Here is a 16,521-nt window from a genome sequence, read left to right as displayed (position 1 = left end):
GGCCGCCGCGCCTTCGCGGGCGGCGTGGACGAGGTGTGGGCCAAGGTCTCCGACGGCCGCGTCCACCGCCTGGTCGTCGAGGAGAACTACCGCATCACCGTCCGCTCCGCGGCGGACGACCACCTGGTCCCCGCCGAGGACGACGATCCGCAGGCCCGCCACGACATCGTGGACGAGATCGTCGAGAAGGCGCTCGACACCGGCGCGGACGTCACGTTCGTCCCCGACGACGCCCTCGCGGACCACGGCCGCATCTCTGCGGTGCTGCGCTACTGAACGATTTCCGCGCGGCGAGCGATGACTTCCGGCTGTCAGTGCCGTCGTAAAGGATGACCGCAAGCGGCGCGGGGGCCGACCCCGCCCGAGCCACCACGGACCAGGAGTCATCAACCCATGCGTACCCTGATCAGCACGGCCTTTGTGTCCCTCGACGGCGTCGTGGAAGCCCCCGGCGGCGAGCCCGGCTACCGCAACTCCGGCTGGACCTTCAAGGAGGTCGAGTTCCTCCCCGAGGCGTACGAACTCAAGGGCCGGGAGCAGGAGGAGGCCGGCGCACTGATGATGGGCCGGGTCAGCTACGAGGCGTTCAGCCCGGTGTGGCCGGGGATGGAGGAGTTCGCCAGATACAAGGTCCTGCCGAAGTACGTCGTCTCCACCACGCTCGCCGAGGAGGACCTCGTCACCGACTGGAACGAGATCACCATCCTGCGCTCCCTCGACGACGTCGCCGCCCTGAAGGAGACGGAGGGCGGCCCGATCATCGTCCACGGCAGCGCCACCCTCAACCACAGCCTCGCCGACGCCGGCCTCATCGACCGCTACCACCTGCTGGTCTTCCCCCTGCTGCTGGGCGCGGGCAAGCGGCTGTACAGCGACACGTCGAAGGACACCCAGAAGCTGAAGCTCGTCGACCACGAGGTCTACGCCAACGGCCTCCAGAAGAACGTCTTCGACGTCATCCACTGAGTCCGCGGGGCCCCGGCCGCCGCGCGCGGCGGCGAAGGGCCCGTGGACGTCAGGGGACGCGGGCGGCCCGGGTGGTACCAGGGGGTGAGACCAGCCCTAAGGGCCGGAGGGGGGGTAACCCCTACCAAGGCCGGGGGGATCCCGGATCGTGCGGGTGCCGCGTGATCCGTAACTTCGAGGGTGCCGGCGCAACGGCGGTGGCGTACCGACCTCGGAGGACCCCGTGATTCAGCTCCCCAGCCGCCCGGCCGTCGCGGCGTTCGCCCGGTTCGTGGTCTGCGGTGGCGGCGTCGGCCTGGCCTCCAGCGGCGCGCTCGTGCTGCTCGACGGGGCCATGCCGATGATGGTGGCCAACGCGCTGATCACCGTGGTCTCGACGCTGCTCGCCACCGAGCTGCACGGCCGGGTGTCGTTCCGCAGCGAGCGCGGCGGCTGGCGCGTACACCTCCAGTCGGCGCTGACGGTCGCCGTGTGCTACGCCTTCACCACCGCCGCGCTGCTGGCGCTGCACGCCGCGCAGTCGGACCCCTCGGTCGTCACGGAACAGGCCGTCTACCTCTCCGCCTCGGCCCTCGCGGGCGTAGGCCGCTTCGCGGTCCTCCGCGCGATCGTCTTCGCCGCCCCCCACCGCACCCCCCGCACCCCGGCCCTGGCGAAGACCTCGGTGGCGATCGCCGCGTAGCGCGCGGACGCACGCGGGTCGGCCGCCGGCCGCTACGTACCGGCAGCCGCCGAGCCGCGGGCGTGCCTGCGGTGGTCCCTGCGCGCCCGCAGGTAGGAAACCCCGGTACTGGTGCGGGCGCGGGTTGCGCCGAGAAGCCGGCCGCGGGGGCGGCTGCGGAAGACGTCGTAGTCGGAGCGGACCAACTGCCGCAGGCTGAGGCGTGCGAGCGCCAGGTACTGGCGGGGCAGCTCGCGGGAAGAGGGGTGGACGTGACGCCACCACGTGTCGGCGGTATCGAAGTACTGCCCCGCCCGGACCGTTTCGAAGTGGATCAGCTCGCGAAAAGGCGGCGTCATGACACCGCGTGAGACGATCTGCTCGAATGCGGCGCGGTCCAGCCCGAACATGTCGAGGTCCTCCGCCGGGATGTAGACGCGTCCCAGTTCGAGGTCCTCGCGGAGATCGGCGAGGAAGTCCAGGAGGTACACGCCGTATCCGAGCGAGGACGCGATGCGCTGGGCGTCGTCGTGGCGTGTCTCCAGGAGCGCGTTCATCCACCCGGCATGCACGCCGCTGATTCCGCTCATGTACCTGTTCAGGTCGGCGTAGGTGGCGTAGGACGTGACATGGAGGTCCCCGCGCATCGTGTGGAGGAATTCGCGAACGGTGTCGAGATCGATGCCGTAGGTGTCGACGACGTGCCGGAACGCCCGGGAGATCAGGCGCCCCTGTGGCCCGCCGGGAGGGAGCGCACCCGCCGGGTCCGACTCGTAGGAGCCGTCGAAGAACGCCGACGTCCATGCGTCGTAGGCGACTTCCCGCTCGCGGACCGGTGTCGTCTGATCGTCCAGGAGTTCGTCGGCGTACCCGCAGAAGGCGAGAATGGCGTCGTAGTACGGGCGAATTGACGGGTACAGCAGCGCCCGCGCCGCCGGATAGGCCGCAGAATTGCTCCTGGACAGATACTGTCCGCAGCAAGTGTAGGCTTCGACGAGTGCCCCGGTGTGCACCCCGGCAGCTACCAGTTCACGAGTCCGCACGTGTTCTCCCTGCTGCGTATTCCGGCCGGATTTCAGGTCTCGTCGAGGTTCGGGAACAGTTCGGTGATCTCTCGCCGGGTGATTCGGCTCTTGCCGTAGAACATGGGTGAGAGGTAGACCGTGATCGGCGATCCGCTGTGGCCCAGGCGTATCGAGGCGAAGCTGTGGATTCCCCAGCTCTCGTCGAGGGGCTTTCGAGCCACGCGCGAGAGCAGTGACCGGTAGTCCTTGTCGGGGATTCCGTTGGTCGTGAGCGCGTGCCTGACCCGGTCGCAGGCGACCTGGTCGCTGGCGACGTAGTGCCATAGCGGAACATATGCGGTGGCCGATTCGGGCCGCTGCCCTCCCTGCGCCGTGAAGGTGAAGTTGGTGATCACCGGCTGCGGCCCGGTGTACTGGGTGAGTCCGGTGGCGAATTCCTCCACCGAGCCCGGCCGGTGTGCGGGCAGGACCGCCAGCTTGCTGTCCCAGTGCGCAGGGGTGATGTCGCGGTGCAGGAAGTAGACCTTGACCCGCGCGTCGGGTTGGTCCGAGAGGTCCAGGCTGATGTACACGACGGGGTCGAGGTCGCTGCCGCGGTCGGCGAAGGCCCGAAGGGGCTCCCAAGCCTGGCCGAAGCCCAGCCTTTCCAGCGCGACCCGCACGCGTTCATCCGCAGTCATCGCAGGTGAAGCGTTCGCGTTGAGGTAGACCTTGAAGTTCGGGGCCGACTTCTCGGAGAGGCCCACCGCGTGTGCCATGGCCCACCCCTGGGCGTCCTGCCCGGGGAGGAACAGATCCCGGATCGCATCGAGTCTGCGGGTGGAGATGCCGGCGTGCTCCACGAGGCGGCGGGTGAGGCGGGACGCGGTGGCTTGCGCGTCGGCCGTGGTGGGGCGAGGCGGCTGCGCTTCGACGCAGACCCGCACTTCGGTGCCGGTGCGACCGAACGCGGCGGAGAACTCCACCGGTGACGTATCGGTGGTGATGAATGATCCCCAGACCGGTTCCGTCCCGATGGGCTGATCGCCCCACGACGCGAGCATCGTACGCACCGTCGAAGCTCCCGACTCGGCGTCGAGCCCCGTACACGCTAGGAGCCGCTTCAGCGTGGGGATCGTGTACTCGGTGAATGTGGTGTCGGGGTGCGGCCGGGCCTCGGGAACCCGTGAACTCCTGGCATCCATGCGGATGTCACCTCCGGTCTCAGTCGGAACTGCGTTCTGCGGTGAGCAGCGCATACCCGAAGACCTCTGCGGCATCGGCTTCGCCCAGGCACTCCATGAGCCGCGTGAAGGACGCCTGCCCCAGAACGTGGGCGAATTCCGGAGAGCGCGCCCGCAGGGTCCCGGTCAGGTAGCCGATCGAGCGCCAGGCGTGATCGGACAGGTCGAGGGTTTCGAGGGTCCGGAGTCCGGCCGCGGCGAGGAGTTCCGTATATCCCGCCGGCGTGGGAGGGGAGTGCATACGGAACGCCGCGCACATGGTGTCCATCAGAGCACTGCTTGCCTCCGGTCCGGCGCCGCGCCGGTATCCGTCCGCGAGCACCAGCCGGCCTCCGGGAGCAAGCACACGGCCGATCTCACCGAACACCTTTCCGCGGTCCGGCATGTGGCTCATCGACTCGATCGCCCACACCGCGTCGAAGGATCCGTCGGCGTACGGCAGCGACATGGCATCCGCACACTCGAAGCGCACTCGGTGCGCCAACTCCTCACGCCGGCTGCGCTCGTTGGCGCGGTCGACTTCGCCCCGGCTCACCGAGATGCCGACGACCTCCACGCCGCGGACCCGGGCAAGGCGCAGGGCGGGCGCACCGGTACCACAGCCGATGTCGAGCACCCGCTGCCCGGCGCCCACCCGGGTGCGCTTGATCACCTGCTCCGTCATGCGTTCGGTGGCCGCGGCCAGTGACCCGTCCGCGGAGGCTTCCCAGTACCCGAAATGCAGATGGCTGCCGTACGCCTCGGCGAGAATGCCCGTGAGCGTGTCGAAGAATTCTTCAGCGGATTCTTCCCCGGGGTCGGAACACTGGGTCATCCGGCTCTCCCTCGTGCGGGATGGAAAATCGCTGAACTCATCACCCCTAGGTATGCACTCGGACCTCACGCGTGACACATGGCAGTGGAGTCACGAGGTTTCCTGGTCCACCTGGGGCGCACGACGGGTGCACGACGCGGTGCGCTCTCGCCTCCGGACCACTCCATCGAGGGGTTTGGCCGCCACCGCGGGCCGCCCGGCGGGCAGTTTTGGCGCCTGTCGGCTCAGTCGCCGGAGCGGTCCGGCAGGAGTCGGGCCGCGAGTGACCGCGCCGTGGCGGTGAGCGTGGCCGTGTCCAGCCCGGTCCGGCTCATGAACACGAGCCCTTGCTGCGCGGCCAGGAGGGCCCGCGCCAGTGCGATCGGATCCACTCCGGCCGGCAGGTCGCCCTCGCGTTGGGCGCGGGCGACGCAGTCGCCGATCAGCGCGGTGGACGTCTCGTAGGTGCGGTGGGCGTGGTCGAGGACTTCCGGATCGGCGTTGCCGAGTTCGCAGGTGCTGTTGGCCATCAGGCAGCCGCGTCGCGTGCCGGCGCCGGTCGGGTCGTCGATCGGTGCCTCAAGGAGCATGCGCAGGGCGTCCAGGGCCCGCGGAGCCTCGGCGAGGGCTTCCCGAAGCCGGCCGTGGCTGTCGTCGGTGTAGCTGCGCAGCGCCCGGAGGAAGAGCTGACGCTTGTCGCCGAACGCTGCGTACAGGCTGCCTTTGCCCAGGCCGCTGACCCGCATCAGGTCTTCCAGCGAGGTCGCGGCGTAACCGGCGTCCCAGAACTGATCGCGGACGGCGTTCAGCACCTGCTTCTCGTCGAACGATCGCGGACGTGCCATGCGTGCAGGATACCGATTCTTGACTGCTCGGTCCACCATATGCTTATGGTGGACCGAGCAGTCAAGAACTTCGTGGCGCGTTGCACCAGGGAAGTGGGAGCACATGGGAAAGCTGGACGGCAAGGTGGCGATCGTGACCGGCGGGTCGCGGGGAATCGGGGCGGCGTCGGCGCTGGCGCTGGCCGACGAGGGAGCCGACGTCGCGATCAGCTACTCGTCCTCGGCGGACCGGGCCAGGGCCGTGGTCACCGACCTGGAGGCCAAGGGGGTGCGCGCGGCGGCCTTCCGGGCGGACCAGTCGGACGCGGCGCAGGCGGCGGGCCTGATCCGGCGCGTGGTGGAGCACTGGGGAAAGCTGGACATCCTGGTCAACAACGCGGGTGCCACCGTCGCCGCCCCGATCGACAGCGAGCTCGCCGACGAGGCCGCCTTCGACCGCCAGCTCGCCATCAACTACACCAGTGTGGTGGCCGCGATCCGGGTGGCGTTCCCGATGCTGCCCGACGGCGGCCGGATCATCAGTATCAGCTCGGGCGTGGGAACGCGGGTGGGTTTTCCCGGGATGACCGACTACGCGGGCGCCAAGTCGGCCCTTGAGGGCTACAGCCGGGGCGCAGCCCGCGACCTGGCCCACCGGGGCATCACGGTCAACGTCATCCAGCCCGGGTTCGTCGACACCGAGATGAACCCCGCCGACGGCCCGGCCGCCCCCATGTTCCTTCCGACAACGGCGATGGGGCGGCACGGCAGACCGGAGGAGATCGCCGCCGGCGTCGCCTTCCTTGCCGGCCCGCAGGCTTCGTACGTCACCGGCGCGGTGCTGCGGATCGACGGCGGATACGGTGCGTAGCGCGGCCGCGCGGCGGAAAGCCGTCGGGCCGGCGCCCCCGTGAACCGGGGGGCGCCGGCCCGGGCGGGTCAGGCTCGGGTCACTTCAGGTCGAAGCGGTCCGCCGTCATGACCTTGTCCCACGCCGCGACGAAGTCGTGCACGAACTTCTCCTTCGCGTCGTCGCTCGCGTACACCTCCGCCACCGCGCGCAGCTCCGAGTTCGAGCCGAAGACCAGGTCCGCGCGGGTGCCCGTCCACTTCACCTCGTCGGTGGCCGCCGCGCGGCCCTCGAAGACCTGGCCCTCGCCGTCGACCGACGTCCACGTGGTGTCCAGGTCGAGCAGGTTGACGAAGAAGTCGTTCGTCAGCGTGCCCGGGGCCTCGGTGAAGGCGCCGTGGGCGGACTGCTGGTGGTTGGCCCCCAGCACGCGCAGGCCGCCGACCAGGACCGTCATCTCCGGGGCGGTGAGGCCGAGGAGGTTGGCGCGGTCGAGGAGGAGGTACTCGGCCGGGAGGCGCTGGTCCTTGGCCAGGTAGTTGCGGAAGCCGTCCGCGGTCGGCTCCAGCGCGGCGAAGGACTCGGTGTCCGTCTGCTCCTCGGTGGCGTCCGTACGGCCCGGGGTGAACGGGACCTGGACCTCGATGCCGCCGTCCTTGGCCGCCTTCTCCACGCCCGCGACGCCGGCGAGGACGATCACGTCGGCCAGCGAGATCCGCTTGCCGCCGGTGGCCGCCGAGTTGAACTCCTCCTGCACGCCCTCCAGGGTGCGCAGCACGCGCGCCAGGCGGTCGGGCTCGTTGACGTCCCAGCCCTTCTGCGGCTGCAGCCGGATGCGGGCGCCGTTGGCGCCGCCGCGCTTGTCGCTGTCGCGGTACGTCGACGCCGACGCCCACGCCGTGGCGACCAGCTCGGAGACCGACAGGCCGGACTCCAGCAGCCGGGTCTTCAGCTCCGCGACGTCCGCCGCGTCGACGAGCGCGTGCTCGGCCCTGGGCACCGGGTCCTGCCAGATCAGGTTCTCGGCCGGCACCTCCGGGCCGAGGTAGCGCACCTTCGGGCCCATGTCGCGGTGGGTGAGCTTGAACCAGGCGCGGGCGAAGGCGTCCGCGAACTCCGCCGGGTTGTCCTTGAAGCGCCGCGAGATCTGCTCGTACGACGGGTCGGCGCGCAGCGACAGGTCCGTCGTCAGCATCGTCGGGGCGTGCCGCCTCGACGGGTCGTGGGCGTCGGGCACGGTGTCCGCGCCGGCGCCGTCCTTCGGCCGCCACTGGTGGGCGCCCGCGGGGCTCTTGAACAGCTCCCACTCGTAGCCGAAGAGGATCTCGAAGAAGCTGTTGTCCCAGGTGGTGGGGGTGTCGGTCCAGATGCCCTCAAGGCCGCTGGTGATCGCGTCGCCGCCCTTGCCGGAGCCGTGGGTGCTGGCCCAGCCCAGACCCATGGCCTCGATCGGGGCGCCCTCGGGGGCGGCGCCGACGGCGTCGGCGGGACCGTTGCCGTGGGTCTTGCCGAAGGTGTGGCCGCCGGCGATGAGCGCGACGGTCTCCTCGTCGTTCATCGCCATCCGGCGGAAGGTCTCGCGGATGTCGCGGGCCGCGGCGATCGGGTCGGGGTTGCCGTTGGGGCCCTCGGGGTTGACGTAGATGAGGCCCATCTGCACGGCGCCGAGCGGGTTCTCCAGCTCGCGGTCGCCGCTGTAGCGGTTGTCGCCGAGCCACTCGGTCTCGGGGCCCCAGTAGACGTCCTCCTCGGCCTCCCAGACGTCCGCGCGGCCGCCGGCGAAGCCGAAGGTCTCGAAGCCCATGGTCTCCAGCGCGACGTTGCCGGAGAGGATCAGCAGGTCGGCCCAGGAGAGGTGCTGGCCGTACTTCTGCTTGACGGGCCACAGCAGCCGGCGGGCCTTGTCGAGGTTGCCGTTGTCCGGCCAGCTGTTCAGCGGCGCGAAGCGCTGCTGGCCGGCGCCGGCGCCGCCGCGGCCGTCGTGGATGCGGTACGTACCGGCGCTGTGCCACGCCATCCGGATGATCAGCGGGCCGTAGTTGCCGAAGTCGGCCGGCCACCAGTCCTGCGAGGTCGTCAGGACCTCGGCGATGTCCCGCTTGACCGCGGCCAGGTCCAGGCTGCGGAACGCCTCGGCGTAGTCGAAGTCCGCGCCGAGGGGGTTCGAGGCGGGCTGGTTCTTGGCGAGGATCTTCACGTTGAGGCGCTCGGGCCACCACTGGCGGTTGCTGCCGCCCTGGGTCGGGTGCGCGGCGCGGCCGTGTGCGACGGGGCAGCCTGCCGCGCCCTCCGGGTCGGTGTCGGTGACGTGTGCTTCAGGCTTGTCGGCCATGAAAATCCTTCCGGACCATGCGGTTGAGGGTGCGGTGCTCGGGGGCCGCGGGGCGGAGGAAGTACGGAAGTGCCGGGGCAGGCATGGGCAAACCGTGCGGTGTGGCCGGTTTACGCCTGGACGCAACCCTCGAACCGGGCTCCGGGCAGCCGTGCGGTTCGAAACGGCGGCGTACGCGCATGTCGGAGTCTTCGTCTCCTGCCGTACGTGGTCTTCCTGTTTCCTGTGGCTGTCGCCGACTCCGATCCTACGGTGGACAGATTCTAAGTCAAGAAGGGCGCCAACTTCGTATCGGATCGGAGTAGCGGGCACCCGCCGGATTCGGACAGATGTCCCCGCGGTGTGGTACGGCGGGCTCAGAGCCAGCCGTTGCGGCGGAAGCCCCGGTGTACCACGTAGCACGCCACCGCGATGACCAGCAGCGTCGCCGGATACCCGTAGACCGAGTCCAGCCCCGGCATGTGGTCGAAGTTCATCCCGTACACCCCGCACACCATGGTCGGGATGGCGATGATCGCCGCCCACGCCGTGATCTTTCGCATGTCCTCGTTCTGCGCCACGGTCACCTGCGCCAGGTGCGCCTGGAGTATGGAGTCCAGCAGCATGTCGTACGACGTGATCTGGTCGGTGATCCGCTGCAGGTGGTCGGCCACGTCCCGGAAGTAGGCCCGGATCCCCGGCGCGATGTGCGGCATGGGGCTGGTGGCCAGGCGCTGGAGCGGCCGGTCCAGCGGGGCGACGGCCCGGCGCAGCTCCAGCAGCTCGCGCTTGAGCTGGTAGATCCGGCCCGCGTCGCCGCCGCGGGCGTGCTCGCTGAAGACGGCGGACTCCACGTCGTCGATGTCGCGCTGCACCGCGTCGGTCACCGCGAGGTAGTCGTCGACGACGTGGTCGGCTATCGCGTGCAGCACCGCCGCCGGCCCCTGGGCGAGCTGCTCCGGCGACGCCTCCAGCGACTCGCGCAGCGGGCCCAGCGAGCCGTGCGGCCCGTGCCGGACGGTGATCACGAAGTCGGATCCGGCGAAGACCATCAGCTCGCCGGTGTCGACCACCTCGCTGGTCGCGGTCAGCTCCGCGTGCTCGACGTAGCGCACGGTCTTGAAGACGGCGAACAGCGTGTCGTCGTACTGCTCGACCTTGGGCCGCTGGTGCGCGTGCACCGCGTCCTCGACCGCCAGCGGATGCAGCCCGAACAGGTCCGCGAGCCCGGCGAACTCCTCCTGCCGCGGCTCGTGCAGCCCGATCCACACGAAGCCCTGCCCGCGCCTTTGCACCTGCCGCAGCGCCTCGGCGGCCGGGCAGTTGCCCTGCTGGAGGCGCTCGCCGTCCAGGTACGACACGCAGTTCACCACCGCGCTGCCGAGCGGCGAGCGGGCGTGGTGGCTCAGGTCCACGGTGCGCCGGGGTGCCCTGCGCACCGCGTGGCGGAGGCTTTTGATCATCGACACTGCGGGCTCCTTCGGCGGACCGGTGGCCAGTCTGCCACCGGTCCGCCGCGCCCCGGGCGCCCCGCGGCGATCACCGGGGGCCGGGAGGGGAGCGGGGGAGCGCGGTCAGTCCCCGGCCGTACGCCCCCGGCGGCGCTGTACGTAGATGCGCCCGTCGTGTGGGCCGGTCCATTCGAGGCGTACGACGCCGGGGACGGCGGCGTCGGCGGTGCGGGCGGGGTCGGCCCAGTGGCCGAAGTTGGGGTTGCGGAAGAACGTGGCCCACAGTTGGCCGCTCGCGTCGGCGAAGAAGTTGTTGTGCCCGGCGCCGACGCCGGCGGTCCAGCGCTTGGAGTACGGGCCTTCGAAGCGGTCGGCGACGGCCACCACGGCGTCGTACTGGTATTGGACGCGGCCGGTGCCGCCCGGTTCGTAGGCGTGGCGTGTGCTGCCGTACGGGTCGAGGGAGGCGCGGTTCCAGGCGGCGTGGAGGAGGAAGTACGTGCCGCGGTGCCGGAAGACGTAGGCGCCTTCGAGGTACGGCTCGGGGGAGTAGCGCTGCTGCTCGAAGCGCGGGAGGTCCGTCGTGGGGACGATGTCCTCCATGTCGTCGCGGAACTTCGCGTACAGGTCGTTGTGCAGCACCAGCCAGGCGTCGCCGCCCTCGCTGTACAGACTCCCATCGATGTGGTGGTACGCGCCGGGCTCGATGAACGACGGGCCGCCCTTGACCGGGTCCCCGAACGGCTTGTCGAGATTCCCTTCCACCAGCCGGTACGGGCCCTCCGGTCCGCCCTCGCTCACCAGCATGAACGAGCCGACCAGACGCGAGTGGTCGCCCATGCACGCCACGATGTACCAGCGCCCGCGGAAGTAGTGCACCTCCGGCGCCCAGGCGTTGGCGCGCTTGCCGAACATGTCGTCGTGCCAGTGCTCCTGCCAGGGCGCGACGACGGTACGTCCGGGCCGGTTCTCGCCGGCGAACTCCGGCGACCACACCTTGCCCTTCTCCGCGTCCGGCCGGATGCCGGTCGTGTCCGCCAGCCGCCAGGGGCCGCGCAGGGAGCGGGCCGTCCACACGAAGATCCCGTCGTTCCACGGGCTCGCGGTCTCCAGCCCGGGGACCCGGGTCGTGCCGGTGGCGACGTACAGGGGACGCCCGTCGACGTCGAAGCAGTTGACGTAGGTGTCGCGCATCCACACCCGGCCCAGCTCCTCGTCGCGGGGCCGCAACTCCAGCGGCAGCACGAAGGAGTTGTCGTCGCGCGGCCACAGATCGGCGCGGGTGTCGGCCAGCCCGTACGGCTCGGGGTCCGGCCAGTTCGCGGGGGTCCGCCCGGCGCCCGCGCCGCCCAGCAGCAGGGCCCGCCGGTCGACGTGCCGCCCGTACCCGGTACCGGTGCTCATCGGTCGCGCTCGCCTTCGCCGTCGGATGAGGTGTGCCACCGAGCACCATGCGAACGCACGCCGAATCACGTCAATGAGCCGGGTATTTAATCCGGACCCTGCGGTCCGTACCACCCGGAAAGCCCCGGTTTCTCCCGGTCAGGGCGCGGGCGGCTCCTCGTGCCCGTCGAGCCAGTCGAGGATCGTCCGCATGCCGTCGTGCCAGTGGGCCTCCAGCAGGTCCGCCGCCTGGCCGAAGTCGCCTTCGGCGAGCGCCGCCAGGACCTTCCGGTGCTCGTGGTCGACCTCCGCGCGGTGCTTGACCTCGCGCATGTAGGTGAGTTCGTAGCGGGACAGGTTCGTGCGCAGCTGGGTGAGCATCCCCAGCAGGTGGCGGTTCTCGGAGGCCGCGGCGATCGCCGTGTGCCACTCGGTGTCGAGTTGCCAGCGGCGTACCGGGTCGGCGCACTGGGCGAGTTCGTCGAGGGTGGTGCCAAGGTGCCGCGTGGTGGCGGCGTCGAGCGAGGTGATCGTGCGGGTGGCGAGCCCTTCGAGGGCCGCCAGGACGGGGTACAGCTCGGCGGCGTCGCGGCGGACGAGGGGGCGGACGGTGAAGCCGCGGGCGAGTGCGGACTGCAGGACGCCCTCCGCCTGGAGGCGCAGGAGCGCTTCGCGCACCGGGGTGCGGGAGACCTGGAGGGTGCGGCTGAGGCCGGCCTCGGTGAGGGGGTCGCCCGGGGCGTACTCGCCGGCGGAGATGAGGTCGACGACGCGGAGGTAGACGGCTTCGCGGAGCGGTTCGGCCCGGGCGATGGGCTCGCGGGCGCCGGCGGGGTGGGAGGTCATGTGTGGTAAGGACTTTCGTCGCGGTGGCGGCGCTCGAACTCCGAGCGCATGCACAGGGTGGTCGTCGCGGTCATCCGGTCGACGGCCATGATGCCGTCCAGGTGGTCGATTTCGTGCTGGAGCAGTTCGCCGAGGTCGCCGTCCGCGCGCAGGTCGTGCCGCTCGCCGTCCGCGGACTGGTAGACCACCTCCACCCATGTCGCCCTGCGGACCCTGCAGAAGAACTGCACGGAGAAGCTGAGGCAGGCGTCCCACGGCTCCCAGGTCTCCTCGGAGCGTCCCACGATGCGCGGATTGACCAGCGTCCAGGGGGTGTTGTCCAGGTGGAGGTGGACGATCCGGTGGGGCACGCCGATCTGCGGCGCGGCGATGCCGCGGCCGTACCCGGTGCGCGCGACCCAGTCGGCGAGGGTGTCCGCGAGGTCGGCGGCGGTCTGCGCGGTCTGTGCTGATCCGGGCTCCGGGACCTCGGCTGCGGGCGCGCGCAGTGCGGGGTCGCCGAGTTGGAGAGTCGATCGTACGGCCATCTGTGCATCGTATACGATACGCAGATGGTGAAGCCACTGCAGGTGCAGCACATCGAAGAGGCGGCCGGCCTCATCGATCCCGTCTTCCGCGACAGCCCGTACGTCGAGGACGCCGCCCTGGCCCGCCGGGTGGGCCGGGACCTGGCGCTCAAGCTGGAGACGCTCAACCCGATCCGCTCCTTCAAGGGCCGAGGCGCCGACTACTTCATGCACGACCTGGCCGCCGGGCAGCAGGTCGTCTGCGCCTCGGCCGGCAACTTCGGCCAGGCCGTCGCCTACGCGGGCCGCGCGCGCGGCATCCCCGTCACGGTGTTCTGCGCCCGCGCCGCGAACCCCGTCAAGGTCGCCCGGATGCGCGAACTCGGCGCCGAAGTGGTCCTGGACGGCGACGACTTCGACGCCGCGAAGGACGCCGCCCGGGTCTACGCGGACGGCGCCCAGGACCGCCTCTTCGTCGAGGACGGGCACGAGCCGCGCATCTCCGAGGGCGCCGGCACCATCGCCGTGGAACTCGCGCCGCTGGCCGACACCCTCCTCGTACCTCTGGGCAACGGGGCCCTGATCGGCGGCGTGGCCTGCTGGACCAAGGCCCGCGCGCCGAGGACCCGCATCGTGGGGGTGTGCGCCGCCGGCGCGCCCTCGATGGCCGAAAGCTGGCGCCGGAACGCCCCGTTCAGCACGCCCGAGGCCCGGACCATCGCCGACGGTGTCGCCGTCCGGGTGCCCGTGCCCGCCGCGGTGGAGCGGATGCGCGGGCTGGTCGACGACGTCGTGCTGGTCGACGACGACCAGCTCCGCGAGGCGCTGCGGGCGGTACGGGACACGGTGGGCCTGATCCTCGAACCGTCCGGCGCCCTCGGCGTCGCCGCCGCCCTCCACCACCGCTTTCCGTCCGGCACCCTGGCCACCGTCGTGACCGGCAGCAACTTCTCCCCCGAACTCCTCGCCGAACTGCGGTAGCCGGCCGCACGCGCCTCCCGGCACACCTCCCGTCCCGCGCCCCCGCGCCTCCGCAATCCGAGGCCGGGGGCGCGGCCTTGCCGCCGTCCTGCCGCAGCCCTCCGGCGAAGTAGTCGCGTCCGGACCGTTTACTTCCGGCCACGGCATGCGTAGTGTCCCAGTCGCAACGATCACGTTAACGTTCATGTCGAGGCTGGAGCCGAGATGCGTCCAAGATTGCGTGCAATATCCCCCGTGGTTGTCCCCGGCGTCGCGATAGCCCTCGCGCTGCTTGGCGGACCCGGTGCCGTGGCCGCCGGCCAGGGGCAGGGCCACGAGGCGCCACACGCCGCGTCCGCGCGGACCGTGGAGGTCCGGGTGGGGACGTACAACGTGTGCGGGCACGGCTGCCTGCCCACCAAGGAGGAGTGCGAGCGCGTCATCGGGCGCGACTGCGCCACCAAGCTGCGGCCCTGGGCCGAGGGGCGGGCCGCGGACGTCGCGCAGGACATCGACGAGGCCGGGCTCGGCGTCGTCGCCACGCAGGAGATCGGCAACAACGCGACGCCCACGCAGACCGGCGTCGACGTCGAGTCCTTCCGCGTGCCGCTGACCGCCGCGCTCAAGGAGCACGGCTACGCCGAGGCGCCCGCCGACTACGCCGGGACCCGGCACCCGGAGAAGGGCTACCCCCTCAAGTCCGGCGCCGGCCGCTTCACGTACTACGACGCCGAGCGCTACTCCCACCTCGACAAGCGGGGCCGCGAACTGCCCCACGACCTGCTCTGGCTGCCGGACTCCACCGAGATCTACGGCAAGACCATGACCTGGAACGTGCTGCGCGAGAAGAAGTCCGGCGCCCGCTTCGTCGTCGTCGACATGCACCTGGAGTACCGCAAGAACGGCGCCACCGACCCCAACGGCTGGACCAAGAACTGGGACGAGGTCCGCTACGCCGACGCCAGGCGCACCGCCGAGGAGCTGACCCTCCGCAACAGGCACACCCGCAACCTGCCCGTCGTCTTCGCCGGCGACATGAACTCCGGCAACGACGCCGAGGGCGCCAGCGCCATCGACGCCTTCGGCGACCTCGGCTACGTCAGCTCCCACGACATCGCCGAGCGCCGCACCGGCGACGAGTACGCCTCGTTCAACGGCGGCAAGATCCCGCTGCCCCTCGGCGAGAAGATCGACCACCTCTTCGTCGGCAAGGGGACGGAGGTCAGCGAGTGGGTGCAGATCCCGCAGACCACCGAGACCGAAGGACCGCAGGCCGAACTGCTGCGCTCCGACCACAACCTCTCCTACGCCACCGTCCGCCTCATGAAAGGAAACCGGTGACGACCGCACCACACCCCGATCCGCGCCTGCTCGACCCGAAGCTGGCGAAGTTCAACCCGCTGCGCCGCGTCCTCGCCCACGACGACTTCAACACCGGGACGCACGGCTGGATCGAGCTGATCGGCAACCACGACCAGCACGGTGACCTCGACACCGTCGACGCGCACATGTCGGACTTCCGGCCGCCGCAGCTCAGCTCGTGCAACTTCTTCGACGTCGGCACGCACGGGGCCATGTCCGGCACGTACGCCCTGAAGGTCGCCACCCGGCCGGTCACGGGCCACACCGGCGTGGCGATCCGGCGGCTGACGATGTCCGGCCGCGGCCGGGTGCAGTTCGAGACGTACTTCGCGTACAAGGCGGAGGCCGCCTCGGCGGACAACGGCGCCGCAGGTGCCGCCGGCGGCGGCAGGTGGGACGCCAACAACCACCCGTCGGAGCAGCAGTTCGGGGCCCTCACCGTCGCGACCGACATCTGCGACGGCGTGCGCTACCACAACGTGGTGCGGTACCAGAACACCGATCTCGACCACACCGTGCAGCACCGCTGGATGTACCCCACGGTCCCCGAGCCGACCCCCCGCGAGCACTTCGAGGGCAAGGTCAAGCTCCCCAGGACCGCGGACTTCACCGCCCCCGACCCCGCCGACTGGCAGCAGTTCGGCGAGCGGCAGGAACTCTGCTTCAACGAGGTCCCGACCAAGGTCAACTGGCACTACCTGCGCTGGGTCATCGACACCAGCACCCGCAGCAACGTCGAACTCCAGGTCAACGACGTCGTCCACGACATGCGGGACGTGCCCGTCCCGCCGTACGACGAGGAGTACGGGTCGCTGCAGAACCTGCTCAACTTCTACGTCTCCGTCCGCACCCACACCGACGTGCGGAACTTCCTGTACCTCGACTCCGTGCTGATCTCGGTGGACTGGTGAGTGCCATGACCATGCGACAGTCCTTCACCGCCGTCATCGAGCGCAACGCGACCCTGACGGGCGAGTTCACCACCGAGCCGTACGAGGCCGCCTGGGCCCGCGAGGCCCGCTGGTTCGTGCGCGTCCTCGACTCCGCGGGCCACGCCCCGCGGATGCTCGTCCGCACCCAGATATCGCCGGACGGCCTGCACTGGTGCGACCTCGACGCCGGTACGGAGCAGTCCGTCGACCCCGCCGAGGGCCCGGTGCACAGCTGGCCCGCGGAGGGGTTCGGCGGCTGGCTGCGGCTGCGCGGCACCGTCGTCGGTGAGCAGTCCGACGCGGCATCCGTGAAAGTCCTGATCTACCTGGCACTCAAGTCCTGAACCGGAGGTGGTGAGATGACCGGGACGAGCAGAGCAGACGGCCGGGGGAGCCCGCGGCGGCGGGACTTCCTCGCCATGGCCGGC

16 protein-coding genes and 1 pseudogene are annotated in these 16,521 nt (G+C 70.6%); 8 read left to right on the top strand and 9 right to left on the bottom strand.

Annotated elements, in window-relative coordinates; genetic code table 11:
- The 3 genes and pseudogenes from H5J30_RS04825 to H5J30_RS04815 all read left to right on the top strand — a co-directional run.
- A pseudogene (locus H5J30_RS04825) lies at nucleotides 1-276 on the top strand (baeRF3 domain-containing protein); the annotation flags it as partial.
- Between the two features lie 117 nt (nucleotides 277-393).
- The gene (locus H5J30_RS04820) at nucleotides 394-966 is read left to right on the top strand and encodes a dihydrofolate reductase family protein (protein WP_181785903.1); all 573 of its coding nucleotides are present in this window, start codon (nucleotides 394-396) and stop codon (nucleotides 964-966) included.
- Nucleotides 967-1,189: 223 nt separating this feature from the next.
- Complete coding sequence (locus H5J30_RS04815; RefSeq protein WP_181785902.1) at nucleotides 1,190-1,648, top strand: GtrA domain-containing protein; 459 nt, start codon at nucleotides 1,190-1,192, stop codon at nucleotides 1,646-1,648.
- Between the two features lie 32 nt (nucleotides 1,649-1,680).
- On the opposite strand, the gene H5J30_RS04810 is transcribed toward H5J30_RS04815, so the two are convergent.
- From H5J30_RS04810 to H5J30_RS04795, 4 genes are all read right to left on the bottom strand, one after another.
- A complete protein-coding gene (locus tag H5J30_RS04810) occupies nucleotides 1,681-2,670 on the bottom strand; it encodes a phytoene/squalene synthase family protein (RefSeq protein WP_181785901.1) in 990 nt (329 codons plus the stop codon).
- Between the two features lie 32 nt (nucleotides 2,671-2,702).
- Nucleotides 2,703-3,836, bottom strand: a complete 1,134-nt coding sequence (locus tag H5J30_RS04805) for a tryptophan dimethylallyltransferase family protein (RefSeq protein WP_181785900.1) — start codon at nucleotides 3,834-3,836, stop codon at nucleotides 2,703-2,705.
- 19 nt (nucleotides 3,837-3,855) lie between these two features.
- Complete coding sequence (locus tag H5J30_RS04800) at nucleotides 3,856-4,689, bottom strand: methyltransferase domain-containing protein (RefSeq protein ID WP_181785904.1); 834 nt, start codon at nucleotides 4,687-4,689, stop codon at nucleotides 3,856-3,858.
- A gap of 224 nt (nucleotides 4,690-4,913) precedes the next feature.
- Nucleotides 4,914-5,513, bottom strand: a complete 600-nt coding sequence (locus H5J30_RS04795; protein WP_181785899.1) for a TetR/AcrR family transcriptional regulator — start codon at nucleotides 5,511-5,513, stop codon at nucleotides 4,914-4,916.
- Between the two features lie 103 nt (nucleotides 5,514-5,616).
- On the opposite strand from H5J30_RS04795, the gene H5J30_RS04790 reads away from it, so the two are divergent.
- Nucleotides 5,617-6,363, top strand: coding sequence for an SDR family NAD(P)-dependent oxidoreductase (locus tag H5J30_RS04790; RefSeq protein WP_181785898.1), 747 nt, complete (start codon nucleotides 5,617-5,619; stop codon nucleotides 6,361-6,363).
- A 79-nt stretch (nucleotides 6,364-6,442) separates the two neighbouring features.
- Here H5J30_RS04790 and katG read toward each other — a convergent pair whose 3' ends face one another.
- The 5 genes from katG to H5J30_RS04765 form a co-directional block, all read right to left on the bottom strand.
- Nucleotides 6,443-8,674, bottom strand: coding sequence for a catalase/peroxidase HPI (gene katG / locus H5J30_RS04785; protein WP_181785897.1), 2,232 nt, complete (start codon nucleotides 8,672-8,674; stop codon nucleotides 6,443-6,445).
- Nucleotides 8,675-9,030: 356 nt separating this feature from the next.
- Nucleotides 9,031-10,116: a magnesium and cobalt transport protein CorA gene (locus tag H5J30_RS04780; protein WP_181785896.1), complete on the bottom strand. Its 1,086-nt coding sequence runs from the start codon at nucleotides 10,114-10,116 to the stop codon at nucleotides 9,031-9,033.
- A 111-nt stretch (nucleotides 10,117-10,227) separates the two neighbouring features.
- Nucleotides 10,228-11,508 carry a family 43 glycosylhydrolase gene (locus tag H5J30_RS04775; RefSeq protein WP_181785895.1) on the bottom strand — a complete coding sequence of 427 codons (1,281 nt, stop codon included), beginning with the start codon at nucleotides 11,506-11,508 and terminating at the stop codon, nucleotides 10,228-10,230.
- 138 nt (nucleotides 11,509-11,646) lie between these two features.
- Nucleotides 11,647-12,333, bottom strand: coding sequence for a GntR family transcriptional regulator (locus H5J30_RS04770; protein ID WP_181785894.1), 687 nt, complete (start codon nucleotides 12,331-12,333; stop codon nucleotides 11,647-11,649).
- On the bottom strand, nucleotides 12,330-12,860 hold the full coding sequence (locus H5J30_RS04765; RefSeq protein ID WP_181785893.1) for a peptide deformylase: 531 nt from the start codon (nucleotides 12,858-12,860) through the stop codon (nucleotides 12,330-12,332). The genes H5J30_RS04770 and H5J30_RS04765 overlap by 4 nt, the downstream gene beginning before the upstream one ends.
- 24 nt (nucleotides 12,861-12,884) lie before the next feature.
- On the opposite strand from H5J30_RS04765, the gene H5J30_RS04760 reads away from it, so the two are divergent.
- The 4 genes from H5J30_RS04760 (at nucleotide 12,885) to H5J30_RS04745 (ending at nucleotide 16,437) form a co-directional block, all read left to right on the top strand.
- Complete coding sequence (locus tag H5J30_RS04760; RefSeq protein WP_181785892.1) at nucleotides 12,885-13,820, top strand: threonine ammonia-lyase; 936 nt, start codon at nucleotides 12,885-12,887, stop codon at nucleotides 13,818-13,820.
- Nucleotides 13,821-14,054: 234 nt separating this feature from the next.
- Nucleotides 14,055-15,140 (top strand): exonuclease/endonuclease/phosphatase family protein, encoded by a 1,086-nt coding sequence (locus tag H5J30_RS04755; RefSeq protein ID WP_181785891.1) that lies wholly within the window; start codon nucleotides 14,055-14,057, stop codon nucleotides 15,138-15,140.
- On the top strand, nucleotides 15,137-16,072 hold the full coding sequence (locus tag H5J30_RS04750) for a DUF6772 family protein (RefSeq protein WP_181785890.1): 936 nt from the start codon (nucleotides 15,137-15,139) through the stop codon (nucleotides 16,070-16,072). The genes H5J30_RS04755 and H5J30_RS04750 overlap by 4 nt, the downstream gene beginning before the upstream one ends.
- Nucleotides 16,073-16,077: 5 nt before the next feature.
- The gene (locus H5J30_RS04745; protein WP_181785889.1) at nucleotides 16,078-16,437 is read left to right on the top strand and encodes a hypothetical protein; all 360 of its coding nucleotides are present in this window, start codon (nucleotides 16,078-16,080) and stop codon (nucleotides 16,435-16,437) included.
- Nucleotides 16,438-16,521 lie beyond the last annotated feature (84 nt).

Origin of the sequence: Streptomyces phytophilus (assembly GCF_013870535.1) — a bacterium.
In the GTDB taxonomy this organism is placed as follows: Bacteria; Actinomycetota; Actinomycetes; order Streptomycetales; family Streptomycetaceae; genus Streptomyces; species Streptomyces phytophilus.
The sequence above is the reverse complement of the archived record's forward strand: the minus strand, read 5'-3'. Positions and strand labels throughout refer to the sequence as shown.

Excerpts from the sequence above, each read along its gene's own strand:
- H5J30_RS04745 (WP_181785889.1), top strand. The coding sequence starts at position 16,078 with ATGACCATGCGACAGTCCTTCACCGCCGTCATCGAGCGCAACGCGACC.
- H5J30_RS04790 (WP_181785898.1), top strand. The coding sequence starts at position 5,617 with ATGGGAAAGCTGGACGGCAAGGTGGCGATCGTGACCGGCGGGTCGCGG.
- katG (WP_181785897.1), bottom strand. The coding sequence starts at position 8,674 with ATGGCCGACAAGCCTGAAGCACACGTCACCGACACCGACCCGGAGGGC.
- H5J30_RS04770 (WP_181785894.1), bottom strand. The coding sequence starts at position 12,333 with ATGACCTCCCACCCCGCCGGCGCCCGCGAGCCCATCGCCCGGGCCGAA.
- H5J30_RS04775 (WP_181785895.1), bottom strand. The coding sequence starts at position 11,508 with ATGAGCACCGGTACCGGGTACGGGCGGCACGTCGACCGGCGGGCCCTG.
- H5J30_RS04795 (WP_181785899.1), bottom strand. The coding sequence starts at position 5,513 with ATGGCACGTCCGCGATCGTTCGACGAGAAGCAGGTGCTGAACGCCGTC.
- H5J30_RS04760 (WP_181785892.1), top strand. The coding sequence starts at position 12,885 with ATGGTGAAGCCACTGCAGGTGCAGCACATCGAAGAGGCGGCCGGCCTC.
- H5J30_RS04800 (WP_181785904.1), bottom strand. The coding sequence starts at position 4,689 with ATGACCCAGTGTTCCGACCCCGGGGAAGAATCCGCTGAAGAATTCTTC.
- H5J30_RS04780 (WP_181785896.1), bottom strand. The coding sequence starts at position 10,116 with ATGATCAAAAGCCTCCGCCACGCGGTGCGCAGGGCACCCCGGCGCACC.
- H5J30_RS04765 (WP_181785893.1), bottom strand. The coding sequence starts at position 12,860 with ATGGCCGTACGATCGACTCTCCAACTCGGCGACCCCGCACTGCGCGCG.
- H5J30_RS04805 (WP_181785900.1), bottom strand. The coding sequence starts at position 3,836 with ATGGATGCCAGGAGTTCACGGGTTCCCGAGGCCCGGCCGCACCCCGAC.
- H5J30_RS04820 (WP_181785903.1), top strand. The coding sequence starts at position 394 with ATGCGTACCCTGATCAGCACGGCCTTTGTGTCCCTCGACGGCGTCGTG.